General features: G+C 71.7%; 17 protein-coding genes and 1 pseudogene. 14 read left to right on the forward strand and 4 right to left on the reverse strand.

Annotated features, from left to right (window positions below; genetic code table 11):
* Positions 1-47 precede the first annotated feature (47 nt).
* Both BCF74_RS01780 and BCF74_RS01785 read left to right on the forward strand, forming a co-directional pair.
* Entirely contained in the window at positions 48-836 is a 789-nt protein-coding gene (locus BCF74_RS01780; protein WP_245889156.1) for an alpha/beta fold hydrolase, read from the forward strand.
* 92 nt (positions 837-928) lie between these two features.
* Positions 929-2,017 carry an amidohydrolase family protein gene (locus tag BCF74_RS01785; RefSeq protein WP_106296251.1) on the forward strand — a complete coding sequence of 363 codons (1,089 nt, stop codon included), beginning with the start codon at positions 929-931 and terminating at the stop codon, positions 2,015-2,017.
* 1 nt (position 2,018) lies between these two features.
* On the opposite strand, the gene BCF74_RS01790 is transcribed toward BCF74_RS01785, so the two are convergent.
* Both BCF74_RS01790 and BCF74_RS01795 read right to left on the reverse strand, forming a co-directional pair.
* Positions 2,019-2,276, reverse strand: coding sequence for a Txe/YoeB family addiction module toxin (locus BCF74_RS01790; protein WP_106296252.1), 258 nt, complete (start codon positions 2,274-2,276; stop codon positions 2,019-2,021).
* A gap of 1 nt (position 2,277) precedes the next feature.
* Entirely contained in the window at positions 2,278-2,535 is a 258-nt protein-coding gene (locus tag BCF74_RS01795) for a type II toxin-antitoxin system Phd/YefM family antitoxin (protein ID WP_106296253.1), read from the reverse strand.
* 105 nt (positions 2,536-2,640) lie between these two features.
* Here BCF74_RS01795 and BCF74_RS01800 point away from each other — a divergent pair, with 105 nt between their 5' ends.
* On the forward strand, positions 2,641-3,129 hold the full coding sequence (locus BCF74_RS01800; RefSeq protein ID WP_146132852.1) for a T6SS immunity protein Tdi1 domain-containing protein: 489 nt from the start codon (positions 2,641-2,643) through the stop codon (positions 3,127-3,129).
* Positions 3,130-3,231: 102 nt separating this feature from the next.
* Here the strand turns inward: BCF74_RS01800 and BCF74_RS01805 are convergent, their stop codons facing one another.
* Entirely contained in the window at positions 3,232-4,167 is a 936-nt protein-coding gene (locus BCF74_RS01805; protein WP_106296255.1) for a sulfite exporter TauE/SafE family protein, read from the reverse strand.
* Positions 4,168-4,379: 212 nt separating this feature from the next.
* On the opposite strand from BCF74_RS01805, the gene BCF74_RS01810 reads away from it, so the two are divergent.
* From BCF74_RS01810 to BCF74_RS01845, 9 genes and pseudogenes are all read left to right on the forward strand, one after another.
* Positions 4,380-4,844 carry an RrF2 family transcriptional regulator gene (locus BCF74_RS01810; RefSeq protein ID WP_106296256.1) on the forward strand — a complete coding sequence of 155 codons (465 nt, stop codon included), beginning with the start codon at positions 4,380-4,382 and terminating at the stop codon, positions 4,842-4,844.
* Positions 4,841-6,370 carry an SDR family NAD(P)-dependent oxidoreductase gene (locus BCF74_RS01815; protein WP_106296257.1) on the forward strand — a complete coding sequence of 510 codons (1,530 nt, stop codon included), beginning with the start codon at positions 4,841-4,843 and terminating at the stop codon, positions 6,368-6,370. The genes BCF74_RS01810 and BCF74_RS01815 overlap by 4 nt, the downstream gene beginning before the upstream one ends.
* Before the next feature lie 260 nt (positions 6,371-6,630).
* A pseudogene (rpsP, locus tag BCF74_RS17650) lies at positions 6,631-7,119 on the forward strand (30S ribosomal protein S16); the annotation flags it as partial.
* Between the two features lie 231 nt (positions 7,120-7,350).
* Positions 7,351-7,482, forward strand: a complete 132-nt coding sequence (locus BCF74_RS17970; protein WP_483868520.1) for a sunset domain-containing protein — start codon at positions 7,351-7,353, stop codon at positions 7,480-7,482.
* A gap of 2 nt (positions 7,483-7,484) precedes the next feature.
* Positions 7,485-7,727 carry an RNA-binding protein gene (locus BCF74_RS01825; protein ID WP_106296259.1) on the forward strand — a complete coding sequence of 81 codons (243 nt, stop codon included), beginning with the start codon at positions 7,485-7,487 and terminating at the stop codon, positions 7,725-7,727.
* A gap of 137 nt (positions 7,728-7,864) precedes the next feature.
* Positions 7,865-8,455 (forward strand): ribosome maturation factor RimM, encoded by a 591-nt coding sequence (gene rimM, locus BCF74_RS01830; protein WP_106296260.1) that lies wholly within the window; start codon positions 7,865-7,867, stop codon positions 8,453-8,455.
* Positions 8,456-8,475: 20 nt separating this feature from the next.
* Positions 8,476-9,693, forward strand: coding sequence for a tRNA (guanosine(37)-N1)-methyltransferase TrmD (trmD, locus tag BCF74_RS01835; RefSeq protein ID WP_106296261.1), 1,218 nt, complete (start codon positions 8,476-8,478; stop codon positions 9,691-9,693).
* Complete coding sequence (locus BCF74_RS01840) at positions 9,690-10,370, forward strand: class I SAM-dependent methyltransferase (protein ID WP_245889157.1); 681 nt, start codon at positions 9,690-9,692, stop codon at positions 10,368-10,370. Before trmD ends, BCF74_RS01840 begins: the two co-directional genes overlap by 4 nt.
* Positions 10,367-10,966, forward strand: coding sequence for a hypothetical protein (locus BCF74_RS01845; RefSeq protein WP_106296262.1), 600 nt, complete (start codon positions 10,367-10,369; stop codon positions 10,964-10,966). The genes BCF74_RS01840 and BCF74_RS01845 overlap by 4 nt, the downstream gene beginning before the upstream one ends.
* A 75-nt stretch (positions 10,967-11,041) precedes the next feature.
* On the opposite strand, the gene BCF74_RS01850 is transcribed toward BCF74_RS01845, so the two are convergent.
* Positions 11,042-11,800, reverse strand: coding sequence for an ABC transporter permease (locus tag BCF74_RS01850; RefSeq protein ID WP_106296263.1), 759 nt, complete (start codon positions 11,798-11,800; stop codon positions 11,042-11,044).
* 299 nt (positions 11,801-12,099) lie between these two features.
* On the opposite strand from BCF74_RS01850, the gene rplS reads away from it, so the two are divergent.
* Both rplS and lepB read left to right on the forward strand, forming a co-directional pair.
* Positions 12,100-12,459, forward strand: coding sequence for a 50S ribosomal protein L19 (gene rplS, locus BCF74_RS01855; protein WP_106296264.1), 360 nt, complete (start codon positions 12,100-12,102; stop codon positions 12,457-12,459).
* A 42-nt stretch (positions 12,460-12,501) separates the two neighbouring features.
* The gene (gene lepB, locus BCF74_RS01860) at positions 12,502-13,242 is read left to right on the forward strand and encodes a signal peptidase I (protein ID WP_106296265.1); all 741 of its coding nucleotides are present in this window, start codon (positions 12,502-12,504) and stop codon (positions 13,240-13,242) included.
* The last annotated feature ends 7 nt before the right edge of the window (positions 13,243-13,249 follow it).

Below are 13,249 nucleotides of genomic sequence, written 5' to 3' on the forward strand. Positions count from 1 at the left end.
CGGGAGGTGACGGGGCCGCTGTGGTGGGCCCGCTGCATACGCTCTCGGTGGGGACGTCGGGACCGCGAATTGCGTTCCTGCACGGGCTTTTTGGCCAAGGACGCAACTGGTCGACCATCGCCAAGGCCCTCGCCGGACCCGACGGCACGGGGGCGCGCTGCACCCTCGTCGACCTGCCCGACCACGGCCGCTCGCCGTGGTCCGAGGAGTTCTCGTATGCCGGGTATGCCGCCTCCGTGGCGGCGACGCTGCGCGCCGTCGACGAGGGGCCGTGGATCGTCGTCGGGCACTCGCTCGGCGGCAAGGTCGCGATGGTGCTGGCCCTGACGGACCCTGCTCTGGTGTCGCGGCTCGTCGTCGTCGACATCGCGCCGAAGGACTACGGCGACCTCGACCGGTTCGCCGGCTACATCCGTGAGATGCAGTCGCTGCCGCTGGGGGAGCTGCGCGACCGAGCTGACGCGGAGGCGCGGTTCGAGGAGTCCGACCTGGGGGTCAAGGCGTTCCTGTTGCAGAACCTGCGGCGCGAGGGGACGTCGTGGCGGTGGCAGGCCAACGTCCAGCTCTTCGCCGACGACGCGGCGCAGGGCGAGGACTCGCTCATCGCGGACTGGCCGCTGCCGCCGGGGTCGGTGGCACCGTTCGAGGGTGGCGTGCTGTGGGTCGCGGGCTCGGAGTCGCGCTACATCAAGGAGGCGGACGCTGACGTGATGCGAGCGCTGTTCCCGCACGTGCGGCTGCTCAAGGTCAAGGGCGCGACGCACTGGGTGCACTCGGACGCGCCGGCCGTCGTCGTTGAGGCGCTGCGGCGCGTGGTCCAGGCCGCCTCTCGCTGACCGGCCGGTTCGTGCCCGTTGCCCAGGAGAGGGTGAGGCGGGGCAGCAGCCGGGAACAGCCGCGTCCGAGAGCGGCCGTTAGGGTCGGAACCATGACGGCATCGGTGCTGCACCTGGTCGGAGAGGTCATCGTCGGGACGGACGACGTGCGTCCCGAGGCGTGGGTCGTCGGCGGCCGGATCACCTTCGAGCGGCCGACCGGCGCGGGGCACGACGTCGAGACGCTGCGGGGGTGGTTCGTCCCCGGCATGGTCGACGCGCACTGCCACGTCGGGCTCGACCGGCACGGTGCCGTCGACGACGCGACCGCCGAGCAGCAGGCCATCGACGACCGCGACAACGGCACCCTGCTCATCCGCGACGCGGGCTCCCCGGCCGACACCCGCTGGATCGACGAGCGCGACGACCTGCCCAAGATCATCCGCGCGGGCCGGCACATCGCCCGGACCAAGCGCTACATCCGCAACTACGCGTGGGAGGTCGAGCCGGAGCAGCTCGTCGAGCGGGTCCGCATCGAGGCCCGTGCCGGCGACGGCTGGGTCAAGCTCGTCGGCGACTGGGTCGACCGCGAGACCGGCGACCTCACGCCGTGCTGGCCGGCCGACGTCCTCGCCGAAGCCATTGCCGCCGCCCACGAGGAGGGCGCCCGCACGACCGCGCACTGCTTCGGCCCGGACTCGCTGCGGGACTTCGCCGCCGCCGGGACCGACTGTATCGAGCACGCCACGGGACTCGAGCCCGACACCATCGAATCCTTTGCGGCACAAGGGATCGCGATCGTCCCGACGCTCGTCAACATCGCGACCTTCCCGAGCATCGCGGAGCCGGCGCGCGAGAAGTTCCCCGACTACCACCGGCGCATGCTCGACCTGCACGCCCGGCGCTACGAGACGTTCAGCGCGGCGCGAGAGGCCGGCATACCGATCTACCTCGGGACCGACGCGGGCGGCTCGATCGCCCACGGCCTCGCCGCCGAGGAGGCGGTCGAGCTCGGCAAGATCGGGTTCACCCCGACCGAGGTGCTTGCCGCCGCGACGTGGGGAGCCCGCGAGTGGCTCGGCCGGCCCGGGCTTGAGGAGGGCGCCGACGCCGACCTGCTCGCCCTCGACCGCGACCCACGCGAGGACGTCACCGCGCTGGGCGAGCCGAGCGCCATCATCCTGCGCGGACGGACCATCTGACTCAGCCGTAGTGGTAGCGACAGGCCGCGATGCGGACCTCGTCGTCGACCACCTTGTAGACGAGGCGATGCTCGTCGGTGATGCGCCTCGACCAGTAGCCGGCGAAGTCGTGCTTGAGCGGGTCGGGCTTGCCGATCCCAGCGTTCCCGTTGCGCTGGACGTCCATGAGCAACGTGTTGATCCGTTTCAGCACCTTGCGGTCCTGCGCCTGCCACCAGAGGTAGTCGTCCCAGGCCCCCTCGTCCCAGACGAGCAGCACGTCAGTCGGTCTCGACGAGCTCGTGCGGGGTGCCGCGGCCGGACTCGAGGCGCTCCATCGCGTCGAGCAGACGGCGTGCGTTGGCGGGGGAGCGCATGAGGTATGCCGTCTCGCGCAGCGACTCGTAGTCCTCGAGGGACACGATGACGACGGGCTCGTGACCGGCGCGGGTGATGACGACCTCCTCGCGGTCGTTGACCACGCCGTCGAGCACCTCGGCGTAGCGCTTGCGCGACTCGGTGTAGCCCATCGTCTTCATGGTGCCTCCTGTACAGGAAAGCGTACGTTGGGGGCCGTTCGAGGTCAATGGCACCTCGACGGGGACGCGCACGCCAGGTGGGACCCCGTCGTCTACCTTGGCGGGATGGAGCTCATCAGGAGATTTCCCGAGCAGATGCTGCGCAGCGCTTTGGCCGACTGGGCCTGGGTCGGTGACCTCGACGGAGGCACGCCCATCGCGACCTCGGCCTTCGGGGACGTCTTCCTCCAGCGCGACGACGGTGTCTGGTACCTCGACCTCGTCGAGGGCACCTTCACGCGGCAGTGGGACAGTCCCGAGGAGCTCCAGTCGGCCCTCAACACCCCGGAGGGCCAGGACCGCTTCCTGCTCGCCGGGCTGGTGAGCGCGGCGGCCGAGCGTGGGCTCGAGCCCGGGCCGAGCGAGGTGCTGTCGTTCACGGTGCTCCCCGCCCTGGGCGGCGCGCTCGACGTGTCGAACCTCGAGGTCGCCGACCTCGACGTCGCACTGTCGATGGCCGGTCAGCTGCAGCGCCAGGTCAAGGACCTGCCCGAAGGTACCGCGATCACCGGCGTGAGCATCGGCGACGACGGCCGGCCGCACCTGCAGACCTGAGGGGCCGTCCCCAGAGCCGTCCGCCCAGAACTGTGCTGCAGGACGCGCAGCATGGCGCGCGTCCTGCAGCACACTTCCTTCACCAGAGAAGGGGGGCGGCCCTCAGACGGGGTCGCCGGCCAGCTCGCGCTCGCCCTCGACCGCGCCCTCGCGCGCCGGCTCCGGAGCCAGGTCGCGCTCGGCCCGGTGCGCCCGGACCGACCACGCGACGGCAGCGGCCCACAGCGCGTAGATCACGGCATACACGGCATACCGCGTGCCCGACGACGCGTCGATCCAGTCGGACTTGAGCAGGGTGCGGGTGTTGGTGAGGACGATGATGCCGCCGACGGCGGAGCCGAGGACGCGCGGCGGGACGTGCCGCACGAGCCACGCCGCGATGGGCGCCGCGATGAGGCCACCGACGAGCAGCGCCGCCACCCACGCGAAGTTGATCCCCTGCGAGCCGAGCGCCAGAAGGAACCCGATCGAGGCCGCCACCGAGACGAGGAACTCCGAGGTGTCGATCGAGCCGATGACCTTGCGCGGCTCGAGGCGACCGCTCGCGAGGATCGCCGGGGTGCCCACCGGGCCCCAGCCGCCGCCACCGGTCGCGTCGACGAAGCCGGCGACGAGACCGAGCGGCCCGAGGAACCGCTTGCGCAGCGGGTGCCCGAGCCGGTCGGTGCGCAGCCCGCGCAGGGTGAACCGCACGAGGACGTAGAGGCCGAGCGTGAGGAGGATGAGCGACATCACCGGGGCCGCGACGCTCGTGTCGAGGCTGGCGAGGAACGTCGCACCGGCGAACGCGCCGACCGCGCCGGGGATGCCGATCTTCGCGACGACCGGCCAGTTGACGTTGCCGAACTTCCAGTGCGAGGCGCCGGAGGCGAGCGTGGTGCCGATCTCGGCGAGGTGGACGGTGGCCGACGCGGCGGCGGGGTTCGTGCCGATGGCGAGCAGCAGCGTCGTGGAGGTGACGCCGTAGGCCATGCCGAGGCTGCCGTCGACGAGCTGGGCGCCGAGGCCGACGAGGGCCAGGAGGACGAGCTTGCGCATGAGAGGTCCTGTCAGGGAGAGGGGGAGATATCCGGTCTGTCCGGTAGGAGTTTTCGTGACAGGGAGTTATGGGTCAACAAACGAGTCGTTATGTCTCACATGTCGGTATGCCGGCCGCTCGCCTGGCGTTGCTCGCGTTCCGACCCCGTCCCGACTCGGTCCCGAACCGTCCAATTGGGTGAGTTCGGGACGGCTGGGGGACAATGCCGCCCGTGGACATCTCGGCGCGCACGGAGTACGCGGTGCGGGCGATGCTCATCCTCGCCGAGGCCGCGACGACCGAGGGCGGACCGGTGAGCGTCGAGACCCTCGCGACCCGTCAGGCGTTGCCGCGCAAGTTCCTCGAGGCCATCGTGGCCGACCTGCGCACGGCCGGGCTCGTGACGAGCACCCGCGGCGCACGCGGCGGCTACTCCCTCGCGCGCGAGCCGCAGGAGATCTCGCTCGGTGACGTCTTCCGCGCGGTCGACGGCCCACTCGCGGAGGTGCGCGGGCTGCGGCCGCACGAGACGGCATACGAAGGCGTCGCACAACACCTGCCCACGGTCTGGGTCGCGGTCCGCGCCAGCCTGCGCGCGGTGCTCGACGAGACCAGCCTCGCGGAGACATTCTCCGGCGACCTGCCCGATCACGTGCGCTCCCTCGCCGAGACCCCGGACGCGTGGGAGAGCCGATGACCGAGAGCACCCAGCAGGACGTCGACACGACCGGCACCGGCCTCGACCCCGACGAGCTGGCAACGACCCTGCGCGTCCTCGCCCAGCTGCCCGACCTCGACGCCGACGACCCGGCGATCCAGGCGGTGAAGCGCGCTACCGGCCGGATGTACAAGCAGATCCGCAAGGCCCGCCGCCGTGAGGCCAAGGCGCCACTCGTCGCCCACGACGAGGCGATCCTTGCCAAGACGGCCACCGGCTCGCCGATGCGCATCGACGACGAGACCAAGGGGATCCTGCTCGAGGTCCCGCCCGTCGGCACGACCGTCGGCGAGCTCATCACGCCCCGCGGCTGCTACATCTGCAAGGACGACTACACGACCGTCGACGCGTTCTACCACTGGCTGTGCCCGACCTGCGCCGCGAAGTCCCACGCCAAGCGGGTCCAGCGTGCCGACCTCACCGGCAAGCGCGCGCTGCTCACCGGCGGCCGCGCCAAGATCGGCATGTACATCGCGCTCATGCTGCTGCGCGACGGCGCCCACCTCACGATCACGACGCGCTTCCCGCACGACGCCGCCCGCCGGTTCGCGGCGCAGGAGGACAGCGCGGACTGGATCGACCGGCTCAAGGTCGTCGGCATCGACCTGCGCGATCCCACCCAGGTCGTCGCGCTCGCCGACGAGGTCGCTGCCGCGGGGCCGCTCGACATCCTCATCAACAACGCCGCCCAGACGGTGCGCCGCTCGCCGGGCTCCTACTCCCACCTCGTCGACGGCGAGCAGGTGCCGCTCGAACGCGACGTGCGCTACCCCGAGCTCGTGACCTTCGACCGGATCAGCGAGGCCCACCCGGCGAACCTCCTCGGCACCCTGCGCGACACCAAGGTCGCCCACCACGAGGGGGAGTCCGAGGAGGACGCCGCCCGCTCGCTCGCCCAGCGCACCGCCGCGTCGATGACCGAGATGGCCCTCACCGCCGGGCACGCCAGCCTCGACCGGCACCTCGCCGGCACGGCCGTCGACGCCGGCGGGCTGCTGCCCGACACCCAGACCAACAACTCCTGGACCCAGGTCGTCGACGAGGTCGACCCGCTCGAGCTCCTCGAGGTCCAGCTCTGCAACTCCACGGCGCCGTTCATCCTCGTGTCCCGGCTGCGGCCGGCCCTGCGCGCGGCGGTGCAGGGTGGCGCGAGGCGTGCCTACGTCGTCAACGTCTCGGCGATGGAGGGCCAGTTCTCGCGCCGCTACAAGGGTGCCGGGCACCCGCACACCAACATGGCCAAGGCCGCGCTCAACATGCTCACCCGCACGAGCTCGGGGGAGATGTTCGAGACCGACCGCATCCTCATGACCGCCGTCGACACCGGTTGGATCACCGACGAGCGGCCGCACCACGAGAAGCTCCGCATCGCCGCCGAGGGCTGGCACGCCCCGCTCGACCTCGTCGACGGCGCCGCCCGCGTCTACGACCCGATCGTGCGCGGCGAGGCGGGCGAGGACCTCTACGGCCACTTCCTCAAGGACTACGAGCCGAGCCCCTGGTGAGGTGACCGGCGCGCGAGGTGCGCGTCTTCGGTATGCCGCGCGGACGGCATACCGCTGCCGCGTCCGTATGCCGGCCGCGCACTGCGGGTGCGCGCGGGCGCCGCGCGTGGTCGGGAGCACCCCTCGACCTCTGGCAGAATGGTCCGCTGTACACCTTCCGCGCCGGAGTCTCCGGCGGCGGATACCTACCCCGGGTGACGGCACCCCGCACGAGTCGCGTGCGGTCTCGCCGCGCTCACAACCGAACGGAGACCACACTCGTGGCCGTCAAGATTCGTCTCAAGCGGATGGGCAAGATCCGCACCGCCATCTACCGCGTCGTCGTCATGGACTCGCGCACCAAGCGCGATGGCCGCGCGATCGAGGAGATCGGCAAGTACGACCCCAACCAGGAGCCCTCGCTCGTCGAGATCGACATGGAGCGCGCGGACTACTGGGTGGCCCAGGGGGCGCAGCCGACCGAGGCCGTCGCCGCCCTGCTCAAGCTCTACAAGGACGGCACCCTGAAGGTCGCCGAGGCCAAGCCGAGCAAGAAGGACCTCTACGAGGCCGCCGTCGCCGCCGCGGGCACGTCCGAGGGTGACGACACCTCCGGCGCCACCACGGCGAAGAAGAAGGCCTCCAAGAAGGCCGACGCCGCGGTCGAGACCGAGGTCGCCAACGACGCGAAGGCCGACGCCGACGCGGCCAAGGACGCCAAGGCCGACGCTGACGCCGAGGTTCCCGCGGAGACCGCGGCCGAGGCCGAGCAGGCCGCCGCGTTCGCCGACACCACCCCCGACTCGGTCGAGACCGCCGACAAGGCCGGCGAGGCCGACGTCGTCGAGTCGCCCGCCGAGGCCACCCCGGCGACGGAGACCACCGAGGCCGCCGAGGCCGAGGGCGAGGACGCCAAGGACGCGAAGGCGGACAAGGACACCGACCTGCCCAAGGGTGCCGCCGCGGCGCTCGAGGACGGCTCGGCTCCCGAGGGCTACATCATCAAGGGCAACAAGGACTCGATGAAGTTCCACGAGCCCGACGGCCAGTGGTACGACCAGACCGTCGCCGAGGTCTGGTTCAAGACCGCCGCTGACGCCGAGGCCGCCGGCTTCGTCAAGGCAGGGTCCTGACCGTGCTCGAGGAGGCGCTGGAGCACCTCGTCACCGGCATCGTCGACCACAAGGACGACGTCGCCGTGAAGCGCAAGGAGCTCCGTCGCGGCGAGATCATCGAGGTGCGCGTGCACCCTGACGACCTCGGTCGGGTCATCGGCCGCTCCGGTCGCACGGCCAGCGCACTGCGCACCGTGATGACCGCGCTCGCCGGCGGCCGCCAGGTCCGGATCGACATCGTCGACACCGACCGGGTCCGCTGAGCACTCACGATCCGCACCTCGCACCATCCGTCACCCCTTTTGGGGGACGGCGAGAAACGGCTCCCGAACAAGAGATCAGTTCTCTTGCTCGGGAGCCGTTTCTCGTGTTCGGGGTCGGGCGAACTACGGTTGCCCGTATGCCGCGTCCTGCTGAGTCCCTGCTCGTCGCCCGCATCGGCAAGCCCCATGGGCTGCGCGGTGAGGTGACGGTGCAGGTGCACACCGACGACCCGGCGGGCCGGTTCGTGCCGGGAGCGGTGTATGACACCGAGGCGGCGGCCGGGACCGGTGTTCCGCGACGACTCACCATCGCCTCGGCGCGCAAGCATCGCGAGATCTGGCTGCTCGGGTTCGAGGAGATCCCGGACCGGACGGGCGCTGAGTCGCTGCGCGGCACGCGCCTCGTCACGAACCCGTCGGCGGACGGGGGCGACTCCGGCAGCGACGGATCCGGCAGCGACGGATCCGACGGCGTCGACGGTGCCGACGAGGGCTTCTACGAGCACGACCTCGTCGGCCTCACCGTCGTCCGCCCGGCGGGGGAGGCGATCGGCGAAGTGACCGGGCTGACGGTCGGCGCGGCGCAGGACCTGCTCGAGGTGCGCCTCACCGGCGGTCGAGATGTGCTCGTGCCGTTCGTCGAGGCGCTCGTGCCCGAGGTCGACCTCGACGCCGGTCGTGTCGTCGTCGACGCGCCGCCCGGGCTGTTCGACCTCGACGAGTCCTGAGCGAGAAGGGCATTCACGACATGCGACTCGACGTCGTCTCGATCTTCCCCGACTACCTCGCACCCCTCGACCTCTCGCTCATCGGCAAGGCCCGGCGCGACGGGCTGCTCGACCTGCACGTCCACGACCTGCGCGACTTCACGCACGACCGGCACCGCACCGTCGACGACACCCCCTATGGCGGGGGAGCGGGCATGGTGATGAAGCCGCAGCCGTGGAGTGAGGCGCTGGATCACGTTCTCGCACAAGGGAAGTCGATCGACGCCACCGGGCGGCGGCGCGTCCCGACCCTCATCGTTCCCGGCCCCGGTGGGGAGCCGTTCACCCAGGCCATCGCGCGCGAGCTCGCCGACGAGCCGTGGCTCGCGTTCGCGTGCGGCCGCTACGAGGGCATCGACGAGCGTGTCTACGAGTGGGCGGGGGAGCGGATGCCGGTGCGCGTCCTCTCTCTCGGCGACTACGTCCTCAACGGCGGGGAGGTCGCGGTGCTCGCCATGGTCGAGGCGATCGCCAGGCTCCTGCCCGGGGTCATCGGCAATGCCGAGTCGCTCGTCGAGGAGTCGCACGAGGACGGGCTGCTCGAGTACCCCGTCTACACCAAGCCCGCGACGTGGGACGGCCGCGAGGTGCCCGAGGTCCTGCTCGGCGGCAACCACGCGGCCATCGCGACGTGGCGCCACCAGCAGCGCGTCGAGCGCACCGCCGCCCGTCGGCCCGACCTGCTGCCGCCGGCCGCCGCGACGAGCGCGCTCGGCGAGCTCGAGGAGCGCGTCGCGACACCGGCCGACGCCCCCGACCTGCAGGTGCTCACGCGCGCCTGCTGGGCGCCGGAGTTCGCGCGCTACGGCATGTTCGGCGCCGGCGAGGAGGACCTCGACGAGGTGCGCGACGGCATACAGCACTGGGACACGCGCGTCTGGCGACGCGACGGCGCGCTCCTCGCGTCCGTGCGGGTGCGCCCGCACCCCGACGAGGACAGCGCGTGGCAGATCGGGCGGCTCATGGTGGCGCCGTACCTCCAGGGCCGCGGCCTCGGCCGCGAGCTGCTCGCGTATGCCGAGTCGCTGGCTCCCGAGGACGTCCGCACCTTCTGGCTCAACACCGGCGCGAAGTCGACCGAGAACCTGCGGATGTACCGCAAGGCCGGTTACCGGGTGCGGCCCGGCGAGGGCGCCTTCCCCGGCACCGTCGACCTCACCAAGCGGCGCCCTGCCTCGCCTCCCTCCTCGTCCTCGTGAGTCGCGGAAGCAGGCAGTCGCGGACCGATGTCGCCGCGACCTACGACGTCGTCGCCGACGACTATGCCGACCACTTCCCGTCCACCGAACCGGAACAGCCGGCTGACATCGCGATGATCGACCGGTTCACCGCCCTCGTGGGACCGGGTGGGGCGGTGCTCGACGCCGGCTGCGGCGCGGGTCGGATGCTGCCCGTGCTGGCGTGTGCCGGGGTGCGGCCGGTCGGCGCAGACCTGGCGCCCGGGATGGTCCGTCGCGCTCGCACGGATCACCCCGAGTTCGACGTGCAGGTGGCGAGCAACGATGCGCTTCCGTTCTCCGACAACGCTTTTGACGGTGTCTTTGCGTGGTACTCGACGATCCACACGCCCGACGGCGTGCTGCCGACGATGCTCCACGAGCTCGGCCGGGTGCTGCGACCGGGTGGGGTGCTGCTCGTCGCCTTCCAGACCGGGGTCGGGATGCAGGACGCCGGCCGGGCCTACCGAGCACTCGGGTACGACGTCGAGCTGGTGCGGCACCTGCGCACCGCCGACGTCATGTCGCGATGGTTGGCGCAGGCCGGGATCCGCGAGGTGGCCCGCCTCGACCGTGAGGCTGCCGGCGACGAACGGGACGGCCAAGCGGTGCTGATCGGACGGCATACGGGCGAGACCCCGGTAGCCTCGCCTGCGTGACGACCCCGCCGCTCAACCCGCCGGACCTGCGCGCCGCCCACGACCGGCTCTCGCGCCAACTGCGGATCGTCGGCGGCATCGCGACGGCAGTGCTCGTCGGGTTCGCGCTGTTGCTCGGTGTCGTCCTGTTGGCGGCCGAGAGCTGGGTCACGGGGCTCATCGTGGCTCTCGCCATCGTGGCTTTCGAAGGTGCGCTCATCGCGTTCTCGGCCGCGCGCGACCGCAAGGTCGGAGGCCCGGCCGGCCCCGGAGCCTCCAGCCTCGGGCAGGTCGTGACGACCGCGCCGCCCCCGCAGGTGTGGGAGGCCGTGTATGCCGCCCTGCGCGCCGAGGGTTTCGGCGCGCAGGGGCTGTCGGACCCGCTGACGGTGCAGGCGAGCCGGTCGCTGTCGATGATGAGCTACGGCGACGCGATCACGGTCCGGCTCGAGCCGAACGGTCACGGGCGCGGGCTCGTGACGGTCTGGGCGCGGCCGTCGTTCCCGATGCAGTGGCTGGCCTACGGCCGGAACCGGCGGTTCGCCAACGCGATCCTCCGGGCGGTCCCGGGTGTGCACGAGACGGCTCGCCAGCCGCGCCCTCGCTCGCAAGCCTGATCGATCCGGCTGGGGAAGCATGCCCCGGCTCGCGAGCCGGATTGAGCACGGCGCCTCCGAGGCGCGTCACCACGGCTAGGGGCGCAGGCGCTCGCGCAGGTCCGCCGGCAGCAGCCTGGCCGCGTCGATGAGCTGCCCGGCGACGACCGCCGTCGTCGTCTGCGCCGCCATGATCCCGAGGAGCACGAGCACCTGCGCCGCCGCGGCCTGGGCCGGCGACCCGCCACCGAGCAGCACCCCGATGAACGCGCCCGGCAACGTCACGACCCCCGCCGTGCGCACCTGGTCGAGCCCGGGGATGAGCGCCTCGGGCAGCCGCCGGTGGGTGATCTCGTCGATGGCCTGGGCGCGGGTCATGCCGAGAGAGAGCGCCGCGTCGTACTGGCCGGTCTCCTCGCGCAGCGCCGCGAAGGCCCGGCGCCCGACGAGGGTGTGGCCGTTCATCGTGTTGCCGAGGATGATGCCGACGACCGGGATGAGCGCGATGCCCTCGAGCGGGACCGTCCGCGTCACCAGGATGATCGTCACGACCGGCAGCAGCCCGGCCGCCATGGCCAGCGTCGCCCACGGCCATGCGCCCACCGCCTCCACCCGCCGCGTCGTCGTCACGACCGCGACGCCGAACATGAAGCACAGCAGCAGCACCGACAGCCACAGCGAGCGCGCCACCGCCGTGATGACGAGCGCCGCCAGTCCCAGCTGGAGCACCGCCCTCCCGGCCGCCACGACAGTGGAACCCGGCCGCGGAAGCCGCCCCACGGCATACATCACGAGCGTCAGCGCGAGAAGCGCGACGCACGCGATGGCGACCGGCCACCCGGGTTCGATGCTCACCCGCCCACGCTAGGGCCTCGCGCCCACACCGCCGTTGTCACCGCGCCCAACGAAGGGAGTCCCGCCCGTCGCGCGCACGACCGGCTGACCGCCGTCGCGATTTCTCGGTATGCCGGGTGCTCTGGCAGACTTGTTCCTCGCGTGTCGTCGTCATGACGGCCCCCGCCACAGGGGGAGTGCGACAGCGCGGCCCCACGGGCCCGCGCCGAGCATGAGGCCGGACGAGGCGCACCACTCCAGACAGCAGCACCACCTTCTTCGTGGGTGACCTGTGGCACCGCACAGAAAGCGAATGCACCATGCAGCGTTTCGACGAGATCGACAAGGCCTCCCTCAAGGAGGTTCCGGACTTCCGCGCCGGTGACACCGTCAACGTCCACGTCAAGGTCGTCGAGGGCACCCGCTCCCGTATCCAGCAGTTCAAGGGCGTCGTCATCCGTCGTCACGGTGGCGGCATCGGCGAGACCTTCACGGTCCGCAAGGTCTCCTTCGGTGTCGGTGTCGAGCGCACCTTCCCGCTCCACACGCCGATCATCGACCACATCGAGGTCGTCACCCGCGGTGACGTCCGCCGCGCGAAGCTCTACTACCTGCGCGACCTGCGCGGCAAGGCCGCCAAGATCAAGGAGAAGCGCGAGACGTCGCAGCCTGCCGGCTGAGCGTCCGCTCTCCGCACAGGCCGGGCGACTAGCATCGTCGCGATGACGTCTCCGGCCACACCCGACACCGACCCGGTCCCCGCCTCCACGGCGACGGCCGGGTCGAGTCGTGCCCGGCACCGGCTGCCCGTGCTCCTTGCCGTCGGTGTGCTCGTCGTCATGCTCGTGCGTGCCTTCCTCGCGCAGCCGTATGCCGTGGCGAGCGCGTCGATGTCACCCGGCCTCGCGGAGGGGGAGAGGGTGCTGGCCGTCAAGGTCGGTCAGCCGTCGGTCGGTGACGTGGTCGTCGCCGACGTGACCGAGGCCTGGCCCGGTCCGGACCGCGCGTCCTACACCGACGACGGTCTCATCGGGCGCTCACTGTCCTCGGCCTCGGCGGCGCTCGGGATCGACCTCGGTGAGCAGTCCGTCCTCGGGCGGGTTGTCGCGACCGGAGGAGACAAGGTCACCTGCTGCACCGACGGGCGGCTCAGCGTCAACGGCACGGCGGTCGGCGCACGGCTCCCCGCCAACGCTGCCCCGTTCGAGGTGACCGTGCCCCCGGGCCGCTACTTCCTGCTCAGCGACAACCCCGACGAGGCCAACGACTCGCGCACCCATGTCGGTGCCGGCTCGGTCAGCACCGACGGCACCGTGCCGGCGAGCGCCATCATCGGCACGGTGGCCACCCGGATCTGGCCGGTGGGGCGCATGGGTAGCCTGTCCGGGCCCGACGCCCTCGGCGCGACCAGCGCCGCGCACGGCAGGTCCATCCCCACCAAGCCCTCCACCACCGAGCCCTGAGAGCGGG

Source organism: Knoellia remsis (assembly GCF_003002895.1).
In the GTDB taxonomy this organism is placed as follows: domain Bacteria; phylum Actinomycetota; class Actinomycetes; order Actinomycetales; family Dermatophilaceae; genus Knoellia; species Knoellia remsis.

Excerpts from the sequence above, each read along its gene's own strand:
- BCF74_RS01795 (WP_106296253.1), bottom strand. The coding sequence starts at position 2,535 with ATGAAGACGATGGGCTACACCGAGTCGCGCAAGCGCTACGCCGAGGTG.
- trmD (WP_106296261.1), top strand. The coding sequence starts at position 8,476 with ATGCGACTCGACGTCGTCTCGATCTTCCCCGACTACCTCGCACCCCTC.
- lepB (WP_106296265.1), top strand. The coding sequence starts at position 12,502 with ATGACGTCTCCGGCCACACCCGACACCGACCCGGTCCCCGCCTCCACG.
- BCF74_RS01785 (WP_106296251.1), top strand. The coding sequence starts at position 929 with ATGACGGCATCGGTGCTGCACCTGGTCGGAGAGGTCATCGTCGGGACG.
- rimM (WP_106296260.1), top strand. The coding sequence starts at position 7,865 with ATGCCGCGTCCTGCTGAGTCCCTGCTCGTCGCCCGCATCGGCAAGCCC.
- BCF74_RS01800 (WP_146132852.1), top strand. The coding sequence starts at position 2,641 with ATGGAGCTCATCAGGAGATTTCCCGAGCAGATGCTGCGCAGCGCTTTG.
- BCF74_RS01805 (WP_106296255.1), bottom strand. The coding sequence starts at position 4,167 with ATGCGCAAGCTCGTCCTCCTGGCCCTCGTCGGCCTCGGCGCCCAGCTC.
- BCF74_RS01815 (WP_106296257.1), top strand. The coding sequence starts at position 4,841 with ATGACCGAGAGCACCCAGCAGGACGTCGACACGACCGGCACCGGCCTC.
- rplS (WP_106296264.1), top strand. The coding sequence starts at position 12,100 with ATGCAGCGTTTCGACGAGATCGACAAGGCCTCCCTCAAGGAGGTTCCG.